Below are 18,830 nucleotides of genomic sequence, written 5' to 3' on the forward strand. Positions count from 1 at the left end.
CCCTTCCCAAAAATTTCGGAGGCCATGGATGGCCGGAGAGAAGCGCACATGGATGTGCTCGTAGCGGTTTTTGGGAAGGGGCATCAAACACGCCCCTCCCTCAAGCTATCAGGCTAGGGCCGCGCTATACAGGCACGACCCAGCAAAAGGCCTAGCCCCCAAGCTTCCTAACAAGAATCTCGTTAAACAGCTTCGGATTTCCCTGACCTTTTGATGCCTTCATCAGAGGCCCCATGAAGCCGCCAAGCATTTTCTTGCGCTTCTTGGGATCTTCCTCATTCTGGTACTGGGCCACCTGATCCGGCATGCCGGCCAGAACCTCATCGACCATCGACTCCAGGGCGCCGGTGTCAGAGACCTGCTTCAGGCCCTTGGCATCGATGATGGCGTCGACATTGTCGTTCTCGCCGCTCCAAAGCGCCTCGAATACCTTCTTCGCGCCAGCGGAGGAAATCGTGTTGTCGGCAATCCGCACCACCAGATCACCCAACTGGGCGCCGGTAATGGGGGAGTCGGCTACCGATTTCTCTTCAGCATTCAGCCGCGCGGAGAATTCGCCCTGGATCCAGTTAGATGTCAGCTTGGCGTCTTTACCATGGCTGACGGCTTCCTCGAAGAAAGCGGCCAGTCTTGAATCCCCGGCCAGCAGACCTGCATCGTAGTCGTTGAGGCCGTACTGATCCATAAAACGTGCTTTACGGGCATCCGGCAGTTCCGGGAGACTGTTGCGGGCTTCCTCGATGAATGAATCATCGATTTCCACCGGCAACAGGTCCGGGCAAGGGAAATAGCGGTAATCGTTGGCTTCTTCCTTGGTCCGCATGGAACGGGACTCATCCCGGTCGCCGTTGTACAGGCGGGTTTCCTGCACGATCGTGCCGCCGTCTTCCAGAATGTCCATCTGCCGCTCGACTTCGTGGGCAATGGCCTGTTCCATGAAACGGAAGGAGTTCAGGTTCTTGGTTTCCGTGCGGGTGCCCAGGGTGTCGGAGCCCTTCGGCTTCAGCGAGATGTTGACGTCAAAACGCATGGAGCCCTGAGACATGTCGCCGTCACAGATGCCCAGTGACGTCACAATGCCGTGAAGTTTCTTGGCAAACGCCACGGCTTCCTCGGCATTGGTCATGTCAGGCTCGGTGACCACCTCGATCAGCGGCGTGCCGGCGCGGTTCAGGTCGATGCCGGTCATGCCGTGGAAGTCTTCGTGCAGGGACTTGCCCGCATCTTCCTCCAGGTGGGCGTGGTGAATGCGCACGCGTTTGGATTCGCCGCTGGCCAGGTCAATGTCCACATAGCCGGGGCCGACAATCGGGCGTTCCAGCTGGGTGGTCTGGTAGCCCTTGGGCAGGTCCGGGTAGAAATAGTTCTTGCGTTCGAACACTGAACGGCGTTCGATCTCGGCATTCACTGCCAAGCCAAACATCACTGCGTAGCGGAACGCCTGTTCATTGGGCACGGGCAGGGTGCCTGGCATGGCCAGATCAACCGCGTTGGCCTGGGTGTTGGGCTCGGCGCCGTAGGCGGTGCTGGAGCCGGAAAAAATCTTGGTCTGGGTGGCGAGCTGAACGTGAATTTCCAGCCCGATCACAATGTCCCACTGCATACTCATTCTCCTGTCTCGGGCTTATTGCGGTTCACGCTGGTGCCAGTCGGTCACCTGCTGGAATTGATGGGCGGCGTTCAGCAAGCGGGCCTCGGAGAAATAATCCCCGATAATTTGCAGCCCTACCGGCAGGCCATCCACGAAACCGGCCGGCACCGACATGGCCGGCACGCCCGCCAGGTTAATGGCGATGGTGAACACGTCCTCCAGATACATGGTGACCGGATCGTTGGTCTTCTCGCCCTGGATGAACGCCGGAGATGGCGTGGTCGGGCTCATCAGCACGTCCACTTCCTTGAAGGCATTGATAAAGTCCTGCTGAATCAGGCGGCGAACTTTCTGAGCCTTCAGGTAATAGGCATCAAAGTAGCCGGCAGACAACGCATAGGTGCCCACCAGAATACGGCGCTTGACCTCATTACCGAAACCTTCAGCGCGGGTGCGGGTGTACATGTCCATCAGGTCTTTCGGGTCTTCGCAGCGGTAACCGTAACGCGCCCCGTCAAAACGAGACAGGTTGGCGGACGCCTCGGCAGGCGCAATCACGTAGTAAGCGGCGATCGCCAGTTTAGCGTTCGGCAGCGACACCTCTTTAACCGTCGCCCCCAGCTTTTCGTATTCCTTCACCGCATTGCGAACCTGCTCCTCCATCGCCGGGCTGAGCTGATCACTGAAGTACTCCTTCGGCAACCCGATCTTCAGGCCTTTCAATGGCTCATTCAGCGTCGCGGTGTAATCCGGCACCTCCCGGTCAATAGACGTGGAGTCCTTCGGATCAAAGCCCGCCATCACGTTCAGCATCAGTGCGTTGTCTTCCGCCGTCCGCGCCATAGTGCCGCCCTGATCCAGACTGGAGGCAAACGCAATCATCCCATAACGGGAAACCCGCCCGTAGGTCGGCTTCAGGCCGGTAACGCCACACAGGGCTGCCGGCTGGCGGATGGATCCGCCGGTATCCGTCGCCGTCGCTGCCGGCACCAACCGCGCGGCCACCGCGGCAGCAGAACCGCCGGACGACCCGCCCGGAACCCGCTTCTCGCCCTGGCTCAGACCCCACGGGTTAGCAGTGGCGCCAAAATAACTCGACTCCGTGGAAGAGCCCATGGCGAACTCATCCATATTGGTCTTACCCAGACACACCGCGCCGACATTACGGAAATTCTCCGTCACCGTGGCGTTATAAGGAGGCACAAAGTTCTCCAGCATCTTCGAACCACAGGTGGTACGAACCCCGCTGGTGCAGAAAATGTCCTTGTGGGCAAAAGGCACACCAGTCCAGGGGGTGGCGTTACCGGCAGCACGTTGCTCGTCCGCCGCCTTCGCATCCGCCAGTGCCTGCTCTTCGGTCACCGTAATAAAACTGTTGAACCGACCGTCTTCCTGCTTGATGCGGTCAAGAAACTGCTGAGTCAGCTCCACACTGGAAATCTCGCCGCGTTCCAGCTCGCGGGAGAGCTCTGCTACAGATTTGTTATGCATGATACTTCCTGTTTACGTCGCTGTTCGTCCGATCACTCGATAACGCGGGGTACAAGGTAAAGACCGTCTTCGGTCGCCGGCGCTATGGCCTGGAAAGCTTCCCGCTGATTGGTCTCCGTAACCTCATCTGCGCGCAGGCGCTGGACCGCATCCAGCGGGTGGGCCAGGGGCTCCACATTGTCCGTGTCCGCCGCACCCAGCTGATCGACCAGGTCCAGAATATTGCCCAGGTCTTTCTCAAGTGCCGAGACCTGCTCCTCGTCCACACGAATGCGGGCGAGCACAGCGACTTTTTCAATGTCCTTGCGGGAAATGGTCACATTGCCTCCCAGAAATATGAAGTTTCAGTAACTTATGGGCTGAGCTGACGCCAGCCGAAAATTGCACGGACTACGAGGGTGCCTGGGAGACGGCTTTCCAAAACTGTGCGGAGCCATGGATGGCGGAGCCCAAGCGTACAAGGACGTATTCACAGCGTGTTTTGGAAAGCCGTCTCCCAGGCGCCCTGCACCCAAGCTAGAGATAAAAGCGGTATGGTAACAGATTCCGGCATTGGCGGGAGGGGGCCACTTTGTGTAGCAAACTTGTGGCAAAGTGTTAATGGATGGGCTCAGGGCCTGATCGTGCCTTGCCTGCGGGGGTGCTCACTGCTAAAGTTGCCGCATCTTTTCTGCGACTGCAACTCTCAGGTTGAAACTACACGAATGTTGATTAAAAGACTCCGAGGAATGTTTTCCAGCGACCTGTCCATCGACCTGGGCACCGCGAACACCCTAATCTACGTGCGTGAGCGCGGAATTGTGCTGAATGAGCCCTCCGTTGTGGCCATCCGCACCAGTAACTCCCAGAAAATGGTCGCCGCAGTCGGCTCCGAAGCAAAACGGATGCTGGGCCGCACGCCCGGGAACATCACCGCCATCCGCCCCATGAAAGACGGCGTGATCGCAGATTTCGTGGTGACCGAAAAAATGCTGCAGCACTTTATCCACAAAGTGCATGAAAACAGCTTCATCACCCCCAGCCCGCGGGTACTGGTCTGTGTGCCAAGCAAATCGACCCAGGTTGAGCGCAAAGCCATCCGTGAATCCGCCCTCGGTGCAGGTGCTCGTGAAGTCTACCTGATCGAAGAACCCATGGCTGCGGCGATCGGTGCCGGTCTGCCGGTAGAAGAAGCCAGCGGTTCCATGATCGTCGACATCGGCGGCGGTACCACCGAAATTGCCATCATCTCCCTGAACGGCATTGTCTATGCCGAATCCGTCCGGGTTGGTGGTGACAAGTTTGACGAAGCCATCGTCACCTACGTACGCCGCAACTACGGCAGCCTGATCGGTGATTCCACGGCCGAACGCATCAAGCACGAAATCGGCTGTGCCTATGAAGGTCTGGACATCCGCGAGATCGATGTTCGCGGTCGCAACCTGGCTGAAGGCGTACCCAGGGCCTTCACCCTGAACAGCGAAGAAATTCTCGATGCCCTGCAGGAGTCCCTGGCCCAGATTGTCCAGACCGTCAAAAGCGCGCTGGAACAGTCTCCGCCCGAACTGGCTTCCGACATCGCCGAGCGCGGCATTGTGCTGACCGGTGGTGGCGCCTTGCTGCGTGGCCTCGACAAGCTGATCAGCGAGGAAACCGGCCTGCCGGTGATTATTGCCGAAGACCCGCTGACCTGTGTCGCCCGCGGTGGCGGCAAGGCGCTGGAAGTGATTGACCGGGGTGGAATCGGAATGTTCTCTCAGGAGGCGTAATACCGTGGTACTGGCATCACGCCTGACACCCTCTCGTCCCCGACCGCCGCAAGTGGGCTACCACTGCGGCGGTTGTCGTATCTGCCCGGTATTTAATGGCGGGAGGATCAGCCATTAAAACCATCTTTGTGCAAGGCCCCGTTCCCGGTTTCAGATTGTTGCTGGTGATTGTGATATCAGCGGTAATGATCGTTGCGGACGCCCGTTTTGACAAACTGACCTCGGTCCGCAGTGTGATCGGTACCGGCCTGGCCCCGATCCATTGGCTGGGCAACGCGCCATCCGAGCTGGAGCACTGGGTTGCCGGCCTGTTCACAACCCGCGAAGACCTGCAGGCCGAGAACGAAGACCTCAGGGCCCGCCTGCTGATTCTTGAACGTCGCGCCCTGAAATACGCGGCCCTGGCATCCGAGAACAACGAACTGCGTCGCCTGATGAACTCATCGGAAGTGCTGGATGACCGCGTCATTGTGGGCGAAATCGTGGGCGTGTCGCCGGATCCGTTTTCCCATGAAGTTATCATTAACAAAGGCAGTCGGGACGGTGTCACCGTCGGTCAGGCCATCCTCGACGCCAACGGCCTGCTGGGACAGGTGCAACAAACCAGCAGCTTCACCTCACGGGTCCTGCTGGTGTCCGACAGCAGCCACGCGGTACCGGTGGAAGTGGTGCGTAACGGCCTGCGAGCCATCCTGCTGGGCAACGGCGATATTAATTCACTGGAGCTGGTGCATGTGCCGGACACCGCTGATATCCGCGAGGGGGACCTGCTGGTCAGTTCAGGCCTGGGTGGGCGTTTCCCCAAAGGCTATCCGGTAGCCGAGGTGGCCAGCATTACCAAGGAGCCGGGTGAACCCTTCGTGAATATTGATGCAACCCCCAAAGCCCGCCTTAACCAGAGCAGTCTGGTTCTGGTGGTCTTCCCGCCCGATGGTGAGGGAGACGAGGACGGCAACGTGCCGGGCCAGGACGGCGCCGCAGTGAACGTCGGCGTTGAAGCCGGCGGGGAAGAGGTGCGCTGATGTTATCTGTGATCAGTTATCCGGTCTTCGCCCTCAGTGTGGTCCTTGCTTTGGTGCTGAGTATTTCCCTGTTCCCGGTGGGCTGGTTTGAATTCCGGCCCGAATGGCTGGGGTTGATGGTGTTCTACTGGACGTTTCGGGCCCCGGCACAGTTTGGCATCCTGCTGGCCTGGTGCCTGGGGCTGCTGCTGGATGTACTGGAGGCCACGCCGCTGGGCGTCAATGGCCTGGCGATGGGGCTGATTGCCTTCCTGGTGCTGACCATTCACCAGCGGTTGCGTATGTACCCAATGCCCCAGCAGTGCCTGATGGTATTCCTGTTGCTTGGCATCAACCAGATGCTGGTGCACTTCATAAAGCAGATGCTGGGCGGTGAGGATGCCGGTTTCAGTTACCTCTGGCCAGCACTGACCAGCGCCATTGTCTGGCCCATTGTGTGTGTGCTGCTGGATAACCTTAACCGCAAACTGGGATAGGATGTTCCCATGCAGTCCATCATTCTGGCTTCGGCCTCTCCCAGACGCGCCGAACTGCTGACGCAGATTGGTCTGTCTTTTCATACCCGGCCCGTGGATATCGACGAGACGCCTGAAGCGGGGGAACTCCCCTCGGCCTACGTCGAGCGCCTGGCGCGGGAAAAAGCCCTGGCAGGCGCGGTGGATCCGGAATGGCTGGTTCTCGGTTCCGATACCTCGGTGGTGCTGGGCGGCCACATTCTTGGCAAGCCTGCCGATGCCGCCGAGGCCGAGGCAACCCTGAGCCGGCTGTCCGGCCACACTCATCAGGTGATGACCGCCGTGGCGCTGGCGTCCCAGGGTCGTTGCTCGACCTGTCTGGTCACTACCGATGTGACCTTCCGGAGTCTGTCCAGTGAAGAGATACGCGCCTATGTCGCAAGCGGGGAGCCGATGGATAAGGCAGGAAGTTATGGAATTCAGGGACTTGGTGGTATTTTTGTAAAGGAAATACGGGGCAGTTATAGCGCGGTGGTGGGTTTGCCGCTGCAGGAGACCGCCACACTGCTGGCGCAAGCCGGTTACCCGGTCTGGAAAGTCTGGCAACGTAGTCTGGAGAGCCACAATGAGTGAAGAAATTCTGATCAACGTTACCCCGGTCGAGACAAGGGTGGCTCTTGTCGAAAACGGCATGCTACAGGAAGCCTACATTGAGCGGACCAGCCGCAAGGGTATTGTTGGTAATATCTACAAGGGCAAGGTTGTTCGGGTATTGCCGGGTATGGAAGCGGCCTTTGTCGATATCGGGCTGGAGCGTGCTGCCTTTATTCACGCCTCCGACGTTGTCGTCAGTCAGTCAACGGCACAGGAGGTCAACGAAGCTCCAAAGGTAGTGCCCGATATCCGCACCCTTCTGCGGGAAGGTCAGTCCCTGGTGGTTCAGGTGACCAAGGACCCGATTGGTACCAAGGGGGCGCGCCTGACCACCCAGCTGTCGATCCCTTCCCGTTACCTGGTGTTTATGCCGGGTACCTCTCACGTTGGTATCTCCCAGCGTATTGAGGATGACAACGAGCGTGCGCGGTTGAAAACCCTGGTAGAGGAATCCGCTGCGAAGCAGACCGACGCGGAGGGCGGTTATATTATCCGCACTGCGGCGGAGGCTGCCGCTCCAGACGACCTGATCGGTGATATGGCCTATTTGCACCGGCTCAGCCAGTCCATCCATGAACGCATTGCCCGGGTTCAGGCGCCGACAGTGGTCTATCAGGACCTGCCGCTGTTTATTCGCACCATTCGCGACCTGATCCGCCCCCAGACTGAAAAGGTCCGCATCGACAGCCGGGAAAGCCACCAGCGAGTGATGGAATTCGTTGAGGAATTCGTCACGGAGTTTTCCGACAAGGTGGAATATTACCCCGGCGAGCGGCCCATCTTTGACCTGTATTCCGTGGAAGATGAGATCCAGAAAGCCCTCAGCCGCAAGGTTCAGTTGAAGTCCGGCGGGTACGTGATCATCGACCAGACCGAAGCGATGACCACCATCGACATCAACACCGGGGCGTTTGTCGGGCACCGGAATCTGGAAGAAACCATCTTCAAGACCAACCTCGAGGCGGCCCGGGCCATCAGCCGGCAACTGCGCTTGCGGAATCTGGGCGGCATTATCATCATTGATTTCATCGACATGGAAGATTCCGAGCACCAGCGCCAGGTCCACCGTATGCTGGAAAAGATGCTGGAGCGTGACCACGCCAAGACCAAGATAACCGGGGTATCGGAACTGGGGCTGGTGGAAATGACCCGCAAGCGGACCACGGAAAGCCTGGGACAGATCCTCTGTGAGCCTTGCCCGATCTGTGATGGCCGTGGCTTCCTGAAGACCAGCGAAACGGTATGCTATGAGATATTCCGGGAAATTCTCCGGGTGAACCGGGCCTACGACACGGAAAGCTACCTGGTGATGGCTTCCCAGAGCGTGGTGGATCGGCTGCTGGATGAGGAATCCGATAACGTTGCCGACCTGGAAACCTTCATAGAGAAAACCATCCGGTTTCAGGTAGAGCCATTCTACAGCCAGGAACAGTACGACGTAGTCCTGCTGTAATCATAGATAAGCGATGTCATCCATGATCGACGACCAGGATCCGGAGAGCACACCGGTCCGGCTGGCCTCCAGACTGGCCAGCCTGGTGTGGTGGTCGCTGCTGGTCGCATTGGTCCTGCTGGCGCTGTTTGCCGGAATCGGGCGGCAACTGACCCAGAACATCGACAGCTTCCGGGATGACATTGAAGCACGCCTGTCGCAGGAGCTCGGGCACGAGATCTCGATAGGGTCCCTGAGATCCGGCTGGACCTGGCTGGATCCTTCCCTTGAGGCTCGCGACCTTGTCGTCAGAAGCGAGGACGGCAGCGAGATCGCGGCGTCCCTGCAGCACCTTCGTATCCGCCTGGACACCCTCTCCTCCCTGTTCCGTTTCCGCATTGTATTTGGCGAGTTCGAAGCCGATGGTCTGGCGCTGACCCTCAATCAGACACCCCGTGGGGCGGTTTCCGTCGAAGGGGCGGATCTGCCGAAACCGGTCACCAACGACCTTAAGCTGTGGCTGGACCGGGCCGGAGACTGGCTGTCGGACCCCCGCGTGAAGATTACCCGCGTCAGTCTCGGAGTCCGGGACAATAACGACAAGATCCGCCACCTCGATATTCCGCAGTTGGACCTGGTATACCACCGTGGGCTATTCAAGGCGTCGGGCCGTGCCATGCAGGCGGGAACCACCGAGCAACTGGCCAGCTTCAGCCTGCTGGGACAGCACTTTTTCCGGGGCGATTTCACCGGCCAGCTTTATGTCGATGTGAACTCGGGACGGCTGTTCGACGGTCTGGTTGACGAATATAGCTGGCGGAACATCCGCGTGGAGGGTTTCGACCTGGGCGGCCATGCCTGGCTGACCTTCCGCGAAGGGCGTCTGGAACAGGTGACCGGCACGGTGGAAACACCCTATCTTCAGCTTGGAGTGGATCGTGAGTCCCTGGCGCCACTGGAGGACATTCGTGCCAGGTTTGGCTGGCGTCGCAGCGAGACCGGGCTGACGGAAGATGAACCGGTCGACCTTGAAACCCTGGCCGGTGATGGCGAGCTTCATCTCAATGACCTGGAGTGGACCTGGGATGGCGATCAGGTGTCTCCCTTCAACCTGCGGGTGATCCGGCGCCAAGAAGGGCTGGATATCATCGCTGATGACGTGCCGCTCAGACCGTTGCGGAGGGTGGTCTCCAGCATTGGTCTGTTGCCCCCGGTCGCGAGTCAGGCGCTGGATAATTACCGCCCTGGGGGCCGGCTTGACGATTTGCGTGTGCAGGTGCCCGGTCAGGACGGCGAAGGGTTTGAGCTCTTCGGGATTCTGGACGACGTCAGTGTCGAAGCCTATCGCGGGGCTCCGGAAGTGCGGGGGCTGAATGGTCGTATCGTGATGGATCACCGTCGCGGCTATGTGGTGGCCGATAGCGAGAACGCGACGCTGGGTTTCCCCCTGTTGTTTCGCGATAACTGGATAATGACCTCTATCGGCGCAAGGGTGGCGTGGCAGATGGAGGGGCCCATTACCCGGGTCTGGTCCGACGACATCCGCATGGAATATGGCGAGAACACCGAACTGACCGGGGCGTTTGATCTGCGCATGGATCGTGAGGGTGAGGATAACCTCAGCCTGCAGGTGGGCGTCAGGAATGGTGAGGCTGACATGCTGGCGGAGTTTGTGCCGGTGCATGTTGTTGATCCCGGGCTGTATGAGAGGCTGACCACAGCCATTACCGATGCGGATATCACCGAGGGCGTCTATTACGGTCACGGGCTGATCAACCGGGACGCGCCACCGGGGTCCTTCGTGTCATCCATGCGGTATCGCTTCGATAACGCCAGCGTGCGTTACGACGAGCGCTGGCCGGCCGTGGAAAACGGCCGGGGCGAAGTGTTCATTCACAACGGACAGACCCGGGTTGAGCTGGAGCAGGGCACCACCGGACAACTGCAACTCGAGCGGGGGCAGGTGCGGGTGGAGCCGGTGGACAATCGCCTGCGGCTCTTCGTGGACGCATCTGCGGCGGTTCCAGGGGCGGCGGTGTCGTACTGGATGGAGAACAGCCCGCTGGGCGAAATGGCGGGGGCTGCCGGGCGGAGCATATCGGTTGGTGGTGACTATCAGCTGGATCTGGGGCTGCAGATGCCCCTGGATGGTAGTGGCGAGCCGGACGTGGAAGCCAGGGTGGCGACACAGAACGGACAGGTCGCCTATCCGGAAGCGGATCTGGTCTGGGAGCAATTGTCAGGGGAGCTCGGGTTCAGCAATACCTCCGGATTTTCTGGCGAGCCGCTGAAAGCGGTGTTCCTGGGTGATCCGGTTACTGTCTCGTTGTCTCGGAATGATGGCAGCGGCGCCATGACCATCCAGCAGCGGGGGCGGATCAGCCTGCCGCAGGCGTTTACCCGAGCGGGCCTTGGGCGCGACGTGGGCCTGGGTCTGGAGGGTGAAACGGATTACACCGCCACCCTGGATGTGTCGCCGGAAACCGCGTCGACGGTGACCATCCGTTCCAATCTGGAAGGCGTGTCCGTTGACTGGCCCGAACCGCTGGCCAAAACCGCGGATGAGGGAGCCCCCCTGAGCGTGACCATTGACCCGGCCCGTGAAGGTGGCCTTGGCATCGCCGTGACCTGGGAGAACCGGCTGTCATTCGATCTTCTGCGGAAATCCGGTGGTTTTGACCTGGATATCGAGCGGCTGTGGCTGGGGCGCCAGCTACTGACGAACATTGACGTCGCGGCCAGTGACCTGGGGGATCAGTGGGTCGTCAACACCCGCTCGGACCGGGCAGTCGGGCGAGTGGTGCTGCCGGATGGCGATGATCCCATTACTGCTGATTTCGAGAGTCTTCATCTGACTCGTGAAGGCGGAACAGAGCCGGATCAGAGGGAATTGTTGACGGTTGATGAGCAGCTGGAAGCATTTCGTGCGCTGGAAATAGGGGAGTGGCCGGATATCAACGTGAGTATCGCCCGACTCAGGCTGAACGACGATGAGCTGGGCCGCTGGGCCTTTCGCCTCAGACCGGAACCCTTTCGCCTGAAGGTGGAGGCGATTGAGGGCCAGCTCAACTCGCTGAAACTGGCCGGTGACATGACCTGGAGTATTGCCGGCGACAGGGAGATGACTCGCTTTGCGGGCAATATCGAGGGCGGCACCCTGGGAGACCTGGGCAACCTGTTTGATGCCGATATTCCGCTGCGTAACGAAGAAACCGCCATCCAGCTGGACCTTGACTGGCCGGGCCGCCCCAATGAATTCGGGTTCGATGCCCTGAGCGGATCGGTCAGCCTGCGGCTGGATGACGGTGTTATTCTGGAACGCAATAATACCGCCCAGGTGTTCCGCGTGTTCAACCTGCTGAACGCCGATACCCTCTGGCGTCGCCTGAAGCTGGACTTCTCCGATCTGTACGAGGCGGGCGTTGCCTTCGACGCCATTTCCGGCAAAGCCGTGATTACCGATGGGTTGCTTAGCTGGGATCCGGAGTTACAGGTGGTGGGGCCATCCGGCGCCTTCAAGCTGTCCGGTACAACCGACATGGAGGAAGAAACCCTGGACATGCGGTTGGTGGTGGTCTTGCCGCTGACCCAGAATCTGCCACTGGCTGCACTGCTGATGGGAGCCGGCGCGCCCATCGGCGGAGCCCTGTTCGTACTGGACAAGATTCTTGGAGACCCATTGAGCAAACTGACCAGTGCGTCCTATAGTGTAACCGGAAGCTGGGATGAGCCGGAGGTAGACCTGCGGCGGGTATTCGACACCGGCGAGTGATTCCCGTAACCCGGCACGATAACGGAGCCTGACCATGACCAATATTTCTGCACCCACCGTCGCCGCCATCCAGATGGTGAGTACCCACGATATTGATGCCAACCTGCGCGAAGCCGGCCGGTTACTGACTGAAGCGGCGCGGGCAGGAGCCCGTGTGGCTGTGTTGCCGGAAAACTTCGCGGTGCTGGCCACCTCCCAGATGGTCACTTGTGGCCAGCAGGAGGCATCAGACGCGCCGGTCATCCGCCAATTCCTTGCTGACCAGGCGCGCCGGTTGGGGATCTGGATTGTGGGGGGCTCATTACCCATGGGCACTCGCCCGGACGGATCAGCGATCGACGGTCGGGTCCGCGCCACCGCCCTGGTTTACGATGATCAGGGCAAAGAGGTTGGCCGGTATGACAAGATTCACCTGTTCGACGCCATGGTGGAAGACGCCCACGGCCAATACCGGGAATCCGATACGTTCGAACCCGGCGATGCCGTGGTGACTATTGAAACGCCTTTTGGCCGGTTGGGGATGGCGATCTGCTATGACCTGCGATTCCCCGAACTCTTTCGCGCACTGCGGGACAAAGAGGCGGACTGGATCTGCCTGCCCAGTGCGTTCACCTGGCAGACCGGGGACGCCCACTGGCACGCGCTGATCCGCGCCAGGGCTATCGAGAACCAGGTTTGGGTGGTGGCTGCCGGGCAGGGCGGTCAGAATAGCGAGCGCCGCCGTACCTACGGCCACAGCCTGATTTGCGACCCCTGGGGCAAGGTGGTGTCGGAGATTACAGAAGAAGGCCCCGGAGTGGTGACCGCAGCCCTGGACGCCGACCACCTGGCCAACGTCCGCACCCGCATGCCAGTCTGGGAACATCGGCGATTATAAAAAACTACTCCACGTCGTCAATCGCTTCCCGCAAGTACCGGAACAGCTTTCTCGCCTGTCCGGTATTCTTCTGCTTTTCCGCGTCCTTGCGGGCATTACGCGCGAGGTTGCGCAGGTGCTGGATATCGGCGCCGGGGCAATAGTTCACGAATTCGCCCACCGCTGAATCGCCCTCGCTGATCATGCGGTCACGCCAGCGTTCCGCCAGGTGGTGGCGGCGGGTGTGTTCCTCGCTGCCGGCGTCGAATGCATCAATCGCCCGCTTCAGGGCATCCGGATCGTCTTCCTGGCGGATCACCTTGCCGATGAACTGCAGGTGCCGGCGCTTGGCCTCATTCTGGCGAATGCGGCGGGATTCCTCGATCGCAGCCCTCAGGGTGTCGCTGATGGTCAGGGTTTCGAGCTGGTCATTGCTCAGCTCCAGCATGCGTTTGCCGAGATCCTGAAGGGCGTGCATTTCCCGCTTCAGCTGGGATTTGCTGGGGCCAGAGTATTCCGGCGCGTCGTTGTCTTGGTGATCGTTCATAATGTTGCCTGTTCGTCGGATTACGCTTCGCTAATCCGACAGGGATTTATGCATAGAAGATGGTAGCCAGCCCGAGAAAGGCCATGAAACCCACCACATCCGTAACCGTAGTCAGAATCACGCTGCCGGCCAGCGCCGGGTCAATATTACGGGATTTGAGAAACAGCGGCAGGACCGTACCCACCAGGGCGGCGGCTACCAGATTGATAATCAACGCCGCGGCAATGATACCCCCAATCAACACATCCTTGAACCAGAGCGTTGCGGCCGTGGCAACCACCACGGCCCAGAGCACGCCGTTGAGCATGCCCACCACAAACTCCCGGTTCAGCAGCCAGCGGACGTTAACGCCGCTGATCTGGCCCACGGCCATGCCGCGGATCACCAGAGTCAGGGTCTGGCTGCCGGCAATGCCGCCCATGCTGGCGACAATGGGCATCAACACCGCCAGTGCAACCACCTTGGCGATGGTGTCCTCAAAAATGCCGATAACGCCGGACGCAATGAACGCGGTAATCAGGTTGATGCCCAGCCAGATGGCCCGGCGCCGGGTCGTTTTAAGGATTGGCGCGAACGTATCCTCGTCCTCATCCAGACCGGCCATGCTCATCAGCGAATGGTCTGCGTCCTCGCGGATAACGTCTACCACGTCATCGATGGTGATACGGCCCAGCAGGCGACCATCCTCATTCACTACCGGCGCGGAAATCAGGTCGTAGCGCTCAAACAGGGTGGCAACCTTGGTGTCCGACAACAGCACCGGAATGGGTTCAATGTCAGTGTCCATCACTTCCCGCACCGTCGCCGCCGGATTGGAGACCAGCATCTTGGTGATCGGGAGCATACCAATGAATTCATCCCGCCGGCTCACCACGATCAGACTGTCGGTCATTGGCGGCAGGTTGCGGTGCCTGCGCAGGTAGCGTAATACCACATCGATGCTGATGTCCGGGCGCACCGTGATGGTGTCCGTGTTCATCAGGCCGCCAGCGGTGTCCTCCGGGTAGGACAGAACTTCCTCTACCCGCTGCCGGTCCTGCTCGTCCATGGTATCCAGGACTTCCTGGATGACGGTATCCGGCAGCTGCTGCAGCAAGTCGGCCAGGTCATCCGACTCGAAATCTTCCAGGATGTCCGCCAGTTCCTGGGCATTAAGCTGGCTGAGGAAGTAGCCCCGGATGTCATCGCTGAGGTATTGGAGAACCTCCCCTTCAAGCTGCTTATCGACCAGGTTCCACAGCAGAGCCCGCTGGCGGGGCGGTGACGATTCCAGCAGGTGAGCAATATCACTGGGGCTCAGGCCGCCATTCAGGATGCGTGCAACCTGTTTCAGCGCACCACTGTCCAACGCTTCGCTGAGGGAGCGAAGGCGCTGGCGGGCCTGGCTTTTTTCCAGAATATCGGTCATGAATCACCCACAGTCAGAAAACCCCCGTATTATAGCGGAGTTAGGCGGTACAGGTGAGAAAGAGTTGTAGGTGAATGTCGAAGAAAACCGCCCGGCGAGCGAGACGGGGCCTTACTCGCCTTCGCCAAAATAGTCATTGATTAGCTCGGCCAGGGCTTCAATGGCCTGTTGTTCGTCCTCGCCGTCTGCAATCAGCTCTACTTCCGTTCCCTTGCTGGCCGCCAACATCATGACCTGCATGATATTCTTGGCATCAACCTCACGGCCCTTGCCGCAGATTCTCACGGTACTTTGGTAAGCGGACGCCGTTGCAACCAGCTTGGCGGTTGCCCGTGCGTGCAACCCCAGCTTGTTGATAATGGTGATGTTTCGGCGAATCATAAGCAGGTTACGCTGGGTCCCGGGGTTGCAGGTGCGGCAGTTCCGTGTGGCGCACCTGAACGTTGCTGTACTTCTGGCGGAAATGCTGGCCAAGTTGTTCGCAGACGTAGACGGAGCGATGCTGGCCGCCGGTGCAGCCGATGGAGATGGTCATATAGCTTCGGTTGCTGTCAGCGAAGGTAGGAAGCCAGCTTTCCAGGAACGTGGTCAGGTCCTCGACCATCTTGCGGGTCAGTGGTTCCTTTTCCAGGAAATCGATGACCGGTTGGTCAGTGCCGACAAACTGTCGCAGGCTTGTGTCCCAGTAAGGGTTGGGCAGGCAGCGCACGTCGAAGACGTAGTCAGAGTCCAGTGGCACGCCGTGCTTGAACCCGAACGACTGGAACAGCAGCGCCAGTTCCTGCTCCTTGCGACCGACGATCCGTTGTTTGACCATGTCACGTAACTCATACATGGACATACCGGTGGTGTCGATGTACAGGTCGGCCAGTTTGGACAGCGGTTCCAGCAGTTTTTTCTCGTTGCTGATGGCCTCACGGAGCGAGGTCTTGTCGTCGCTCAGCGGGTGCTTGCGCCGGGTGGCATGGAAACGCTGAAGCAGGGATTGTTCGTCCGCGTCCAGGTAAATGATCTCGACGGTCACGCCGGTATTCTGGAGTTGGCGGTAAATGGCTTCGAAATTGGTCAGTTCACCCGCCAGGTTGCGGGCATCAATGCTGACCGCCATCTTCTTCAGGCGACCGGGAGTGTCGCTGTGGCTGGCGGCTTCCTTGGTCAGGGGGAAGAGCAGGCCAATGGGCAGGTTATCAATACAGTAAAAACCAAGGTCTTCCAGTACATGCAGCGCCGTACTTTTCCCTGAGCCCGACCTGCCACTGACAATAATCAGTTTCATCGCCTGTTTGCCTCCGGTCAGTAAAATATCAGCCGTTACTGTCCAGCATGCGGCTGTAAAGAGACTGGGCATCGGTACACTGCCGCAGTTGATCGCAAAATCCGCGATCGTTGAACTTCTCCGCCAGCTGGCTGAGCAGTTCCAGGTGTTCGCTGGTGGCTTCCTTGGGAACAATCAGGGCAAACACCAGGTCCACCGGCTGATTGTCAATGGCGTCAAAGCCCACGCCTTCTTCCAGCGTAAACAGCACGCCTACCACTCGGTCCAGGCCGTCCAGGCGGCAATGAGGGATAGCGATCCCCTGGCCGATGCCGGTACTTCCCAACCGCTCCCGTGAGATCAGGTTGTTGAAGATCTGGGTCTCACTGAGGGAGGCGTCCTGCTGATTTACCTCCTCGGCAATGAATTCCAGAACGCGTTTCTTGCTGGACGCAGCTACCCGGCAAAGGGTCAGCTCCGGTGCAAGTATGTTTTCTATAGTCAGGGATGTGTCGCTCATGGATCGACTGCAATTCCGTAAAAAAAAGGCTGCGGCATGTTAACCCATGCCGCAGCTCGATTGTTTTGAATGCCTGGAAAACAGCGCCTTAACGGGCGCCGTTACCATGCATACGATCGACGTTCTTTTCCTTGTGCTTGAGAATCTGACGGTCCAGCTTGTCAATCAGCGAATCAATCGCTGCGTACATGTCATCGTTTTCCGCCTTTGCGTGAATCTCACCGCCAATCACATGGAGTGTCGCCTCCGCCATCTGCCGTACCTTCTCCACCTCAAGCGTTACCTGGCAGTTGCTGATGTGGTCAAAATGGCGCTCGAGCTTTTCAAACTTGCCTGATACGTAATCTTTCAGTGCGGGGGTCAATTCTACATGGTGGCCTGAAATATTGAGTTGCATAGGCGTCTCCTGTCGTCATCTTGCCGGCCCCTGTTAAGGGCTGACGGTGTGCCAGCGCTGTTCACGCCGGCGGATCCTGTCGGGTCAAACCAGCCGTTTTCGTTCGTTGGATGGCGGAATGTGCATAGCCTCCCGATATTTGGCTACGGTCCGCCTGGCTACCTTGATGCCCTGTTCTCCTAGCATGGCTGCAATTTTGCTATCGCTCAATGGCTTTTTCGGAGTTTCTGACGCAATCAGTTTCTTGATCATGGCACGGATCGCGGTTGAGGAACACTCTCCGCCCTCATCGGTGCTGACATGGCTGGAGAAAAAGTACTTCAGTTCGAAGATGCCACGGGGGGTGTGCATGTATTTCTGTGTGGTCACCCGGGAAATGGTGGACTCATGCATTTCCACGGCCTGGGCTATGTCCGAGAGGATCAGCGGCTTCATGGCTTCCTCGCCATGATCCAGAAATCCCTGCTGGTGCTCGACAATGCGGGTTGCCACCTTGAGCAGGGTTTCGTTCCGGCTCTGCAGGCTCTTGATGAACCATTTGGCTTCCTGCAGCTGATCTCTCAGGTAGGTGTTGTCGGCACTGCTGTCCGCGCGCTTGATCAGGGAGGCATAGCTGGCATTGACCCGGATTCGTGGCGCAATGTCCGGATTGAGTTCAACACGCCAGCGCCCGTTATGCTTGCGAACCATCACGTCGGGAATGACATAGTCCGGCTCCGCCCGGTCCACCGAATCGCCCGGGCGCGGGTTGAGGCTGGTGATCAGCGCCAGCACTTCCCGCAGCTGGTCTTCCTTCAGGCGGCTGCGGCGCAGCAGTTGCGCGTAATCCCGGTTGCCCAGAAGGTTGATGTAATGGGTGATAACCAGTCGCGCCTGGGCCAGCCAGGGGGTGTCCGGGGGCAACTGGTTCAGCTGGATCAGCAGGCACCCCTGCAGGTCACGGGCAAAGACGCCGGGAGGATCAAAGTGTTGCAGGCGGTGCAGCACGGCCTCCACTTCATCCAGTTCCAGCGGGTCGTCTTCCGTGTCGTCAACCAGTCCGGAATGGATTTCCTCAATGGAGGTAGTCAGGTATCCGCGTTCGTCTACCGCGTCCATCAGGGCGTGGGCGATGGCCTGGTCCCGTTCGCTGAGAGGCGTCAGGTTCAGCTGCCATTCGAGATGGTCCTGAAGGGTTTCCGTCGGGGAGTTGCGGGTTTCGAAGTCGCTGTCGTTTTCGTCGTCGTTGCGGGCCGCCGGTGCTGGCGCGGACTGGTAGATGTCATCCCAGGCGGTGTCTACCGGCAGGTCATCGGGGATGTTGTCGGGAATGTCGTTCTCCGACGACCAGTCGGGGCCATTCTCGGATTCATCCCAGTCGGTGGCGGATTCCGCCGCTGAAGCGGTTTCCTCGGCCTTGGCCGACTCCTCGTTGTCCTGCCCGGATTCGTTGGCGTCGGGCGCGTCGTCATCTTCCGACGTTTCCAGCATGGGGTTCGAGTCCAGCGCCTGCTGGATTTCCTGCTGCAGGTCCAGTGTGGAGAGTTGCAGAAGCTTGATCGCCTGCTGCAACTGGGGCGTCATGGTCAGGCTCTGACCCAGTTTTAACTGTAATGACGCTTTCATAACCATGGTTCAGGATCCGTGACTCAATAGCACCGTCTTAACGGGTGATTGCAAAAAAATTCGTTGTATGCTGGCTA

At 59.2% G+C, this 18,830-nt stretch carries 17 protein-coding genes; 7 read left to right on the forward strand and 10 right to left on the reverse strand.

Annotated features, from left to right (window positions below; translation table 11 throughout):
* Positions 1–151: 151 nt before the first annotated feature.
* Genes gatB through gatC form a run of 3 tightly spaced genes read right to left on the reverse strand, consistent with a single transcriptional unit; the run spans position 152 to position 3,402 of the window.
* Entirely contained in the window at positions 152–1,603 is a 1,452-nt protein-coding gene (gatB, locus tag ACQUWM_RS00005) for an Asp-tRNA(Asn)/Glu-tRNA(Gln) amidotransferase subunit GatB (RefSeq protein WP_428920755.1), read from the reverse strand.
* A gap of 21 nt (positions 1,604–1,624) precedes the next feature.
* Complete coding sequence (gatA, locus tag ACQUWM_RS00010) at positions 1,625–3,082, reverse strand: Asp-tRNA(Asn)/Glu-tRNA(Gln) amidotransferase subunit GatA (protein ID WP_428920756.1); 1,458 nt, start codon at positions 3,080–3,082, stop codon at positions 1,625–1,627.
* A 32-nt stretch (positions 3,083–3,114) separates the two neighbouring features.
* Positions 3,115–3,402: an Asp-tRNA(Asn)/Glu-tRNA(Gln) amidotransferase subunit GatC gene (gene gatC / locus ACQUWM_RS00015; protein WP_406988438.1), complete on the reverse strand. Its 288-nt coding sequence runs from the start codon at positions 3,400–3,402 to the stop codon at positions 3,115–3,117.
* A 387-nt stretch (positions 3,403–3,789) separates the two neighbouring features.
* Between gatC and ACQUWM_RS00020 the strand changes: the two genes are divergently transcribed.
* The 7 genes from ACQUWM_RS00020 to ACQUWM_RS00050 all read left to right on the forward strand — a co-directional run bounded on the left by ACQUWM_RS00020 (position 3,790) and on the right by ACQUWM_RS00050 (position 13,042).
* Positions 3,790–4,830, forward strand: coding sequence for a rod shape-determining protein (locus tag ACQUWM_RS00020; RefSeq protein WP_406988454.1), 1,041 nt, complete (start codon positions 3,790–3,792; stop codon positions 4,828–4,830).
* Positions 4,831–5,015: 185 nt separating this feature from the next.
* Positions 5,016–5,852, forward strand: a complete 837-nt coding sequence (mreC, locus tag ACQUWM_RS00025) for a rod shape-determining protein MreC (RefSeq protein ID WP_406999094.1) — start codon at positions 5,016–5,018, stop codon at positions 5,850–5,852.
* Positions 5,852–6,328, forward strand: coding sequence for a rod shape-determining protein MreD (gene mreD, locus ACQUWM_RS00030; protein WP_406988437.1), 477 nt, complete (start codon positions 5,852–5,854; stop codon positions 6,326–6,328). Before mreC ends, mreD begins: the two co-directional genes overlap by 1 nt.
* A 9-nt stretch (positions 6,329–6,337) precedes the next feature.
* Positions 6,338–6,940: a Maf family protein gene (locus ACQUWM_RS00035; RefSeq protein ID WP_428920757.1), complete on the forward strand. Its 603-nt coding sequence runs from the start codon at positions 6,338–6,340 to the stop codon at positions 6,938–6,940.
* Positions 6,933–8,414 (forward strand): ribonuclease G, encoded by a 1,482-nt coding sequence (gene rng / locus ACQUWM_RS00040; RefSeq protein WP_428920758.1) that lies wholly within the window; start codon positions 6,933–6,935, stop codon positions 8,412–8,414. Before ACQUWM_RS00035 ends, rng begins: the two co-directional genes overlap by 8 nt.
* A gap of 13 nt (positions 8,415–8,427) precedes the next feature.
* A complete protein-coding gene (locus tag ACQUWM_RS00045; RefSeq protein ID WP_428920759.1) occupies positions 8,428–12,165 on the forward strand; it encodes a YhdP family protein in 3,738 nt (1,245 codons plus the stop codon).
* A gap of 34 nt (positions 12,166–12,199) precedes the next feature.
* On the forward strand, positions 12,200–13,042 hold the full coding sequence (locus tag ACQUWM_RS00050) for a carbon-nitrogen hydrolase family protein (RefSeq protein WP_406999052.1): 843 nt from the start codon (positions 12,200–12,202) through the stop codon (positions 13,040–13,042).
* Between the two features lie 4 nt (positions 13,043–13,046).
* On the opposite strand, the gene yjgA is transcribed toward ACQUWM_RS00050, so the two are convergent.
* The 7 genes from yjgA to ACQUWM_RS00085 all read right to left on the reverse strand — a co-directional run bounded on the left by yjgA (position 13,047) and on the right by ACQUWM_RS00085 (position 18,753).
* Entirely contained in the window at positions 13,047–13,568 is a 522-nt protein-coding gene (gene yjgA, locus ACQUWM_RS00055; protein WP_406999050.1) for a ribosome biogenesis factor YjgA, read from the reverse strand.
* Positions 13,569–13,614: 46 nt separating this feature from the next.
* Positions 13,615–14,976 (reverse strand): magnesium transporter, encoded by a 1,362-nt coding sequence (gene mgtE / locus ACQUWM_RS00060; protein ID WP_406999048.1) that lies wholly within the window; start codon positions 14,974–14,976, stop codon positions 13,615–13,617.
* Positions 14,977–15,087: 111 nt separating this feature from the next.
* Positions 15,088–15,357 (reverse strand): HPr family phosphocarrier protein, encoded by a 270-nt coding sequence (locus ACQUWM_RS00065; protein ID WP_406999046.1) that lies wholly within the window; start codon positions 15,355–15,357, stop codon positions 15,088–15,090.
* A gap of 7 nt (positions 15,358–15,364) precedes the next feature.
* Positions 15,365–16,252 (reverse strand): RNase adapter RapZ, encoded by an 888-nt coding sequence (rapZ, locus tag ACQUWM_RS00070; protein ID WP_428920760.1) that lies wholly within the window; start codon positions 16,250–16,252, stop codon positions 15,365–15,367.
* 28 nt (positions 16,253–16,280) lie between these two features.
* Positions 16,281–16,751, reverse strand: a complete 471-nt coding sequence (gene ptsN / locus ACQUWM_RS00075) for a PTS IIA-like nitrogen regulatory protein PtsN (RefSeq protein WP_406999042.1) — start codon at positions 16,749–16,751, stop codon at positions 16,281–16,283.
* An 88-nt stretch (positions 16,752–16,839) separates the two neighbouring features.
* Positions 16,840–17,148 (reverse strand): ribosome hibernation promoting factor, encoded by a 309-nt coding sequence (gene hpf, locus ACQUWM_RS00080; protein WP_406988422.1) that lies wholly within the window; start codon positions 17,146–17,148, stop codon positions 16,840–16,842.
* A gap of 84 nt (positions 17,149–17,232) precedes the next feature.
* Positions 17,233–18,753: an RNA polymerase factor sigma-54 gene (locus ACQUWM_RS00085; RefSeq protein WP_428920761.1), complete on the reverse strand. Its 1,521-nt coding sequence runs from the start codon at positions 18,751–18,753 to the stop codon at positions 17,233–17,235.
* Positions 18,754–18,830 lie beyond the last annotated feature (77 nt).

Source organism: Marinobacter sp. DUT-3 (assembly GCF_050379435.1).
GTDB lineage: Bacteria > Pseudomonadota > Gammaproteobacteria > Pseudomonadales > Oleiphilaceae > Marinobacter.

Coding starts and splice junctions, on each gene's coding strand:
- gatB (WP_428920755.1), bottom strand. CDS start 1,603: ATGCAGTGGGACATTGTGATCGGGCTGGAAATTCACGTTCAGCTCGCC.
- gatA (WP_428920756.1), bottom strand. CDS start 3,082: ATGCATAACAAATCTGTAGCAGAGCTCTCCCGCGAGCTGGAACGCGGC.
- mreC (WP_406999094.1), top strand. CDS start 5,016: ATGATCGTTGCGGACGCCCGTTTTGACAAACTGACCTCGGTCCGCAGT.
- mreD (WP_406988437.1), top strand. CDS start 5,852: ATGTTATCTGTGATCAGTTATCCGGTCTTCGCCCTCAGTGTGGTCCTT.
- ACQUWM_RS00035 (WP_428920757.1), top strand. CDS start 6,338: ATGCAGTCCATCATTCTGGCTTCGGCCTCTCCCAGACGCGCCGAACTG.
- rng (WP_428920758.1), top strand. CDS start 6,933: ATGAGTGAAGAAATTCTGATCAACGTTACCCCGGTCGAGACAAGGGTG.
- ACQUWM_RS00045 (WP_428920759.1), top strand. CDS start 8,428: ATGTCATCCATGATCGACGACCAGGATCCGGAGAGCACACCGGTCCGG.
- ACQUWM_RS00050 (WP_406999052.1), top strand. CDS start 12,200: ATGACCAATATTTCTGCACCCACCGTCGCCGCCATCCAGATGGTGAGT.
- yjgA (WP_406999050.1), bottom strand. CDS start 13,568: ATGAACGATCACCAAGACAACGACGCGCCGGAATACTCTGGCCCCAGC.
- mgtE (WP_406999048.1), bottom strand. CDS start 14,976: ATGACCGATATTCTGGAAAAAAGCCAGGCCCGCCAGCGCCTTCGCTCC.
- ACQUWM_RS00065 (WP_406999046.1), bottom strand. CDS start 15,357: ATGATTCGCCGAAACATCACCATTATCAACAAGCTGGGGTTGCACGCA.
- rapZ (WP_428920760.1), bottom strand. CDS start 16,252: ATGAAACTGATTATTGTCAGTGGCAGGTCGGGCTCAGGGAAAAGTACG.
- ptsN (WP_406999042.1), bottom strand. CDS start 16,751: ATGAGCGACACATCCCTGACTATAGAAAACATACTTGCACCGGAGCTG.
- hpf (WP_406988422.1), bottom strand. CDS start 17,148: ATGCAACTCAATATTTCAGGCCACCATGTAGAATTGACCCCCGCACTG.
- ACQUWM_RS00085 (WP_428920761.1), bottom strand. CDS start 18,753: ATGAAAGCGTCATTACAGTTAAAACTGGGTCAGAGCCTGACCATGACG.